This window comes from Clostridioides sp. GD02367, assembly GCF_045900275.1.
Taxonomy (GTDB): Bacteria; Bacillota; Clostridia; order Peptostreptococcales; family Peptostreptococcaceae; genus Clostridioides; species Clostridioides difficile_A.
The window spans coordinates 1-244 of the sequence record NZ_JBJODK010000054.1 but is presented as its reverse complement, the minus strand read 5'-3'; the positions used below and the strand labels follow the sequence as shown (position 1 = coordinate 244).

Sequence of the window (244 nt, the reverse complement as noted above, 5' to 3'; positions counted from 1 at the left end):
ACAGCAAGAGTTAATTAACAAAACTTTTGGATGTTGTAGATTTGTATATAATAAATATCTTTCTAAAAAAATAGAAGTTTATGAAAATGATAAAGAAACTTTTACTTATAAACAGTGCAGTTCTGATTTGACCAACTTAAAAAAAGAATTAGAGTGGCTTAAAGAACCTGACAAATTTTCACTACAAAACACCTTAAAAGATTTAGAAAACGCATATAAAAAATTCTTTAAAGAAAATGCAGGG

1 protein-coding gene is annotated in these 244 nt (G+C 25.4%); it reads left to right on the top strand.

Going from position 1 to position 244, the window contains the following annotated elements; genetic code table 11:
• Positions 1-244, top strand: a 244-nt coding sequence (locus tag Q3223_RS19670) for a helix-turn-helix domain-containing protein (RefSeq protein ID WP_407812459.1), incomplete at both ends; no start/stop codon positions are given.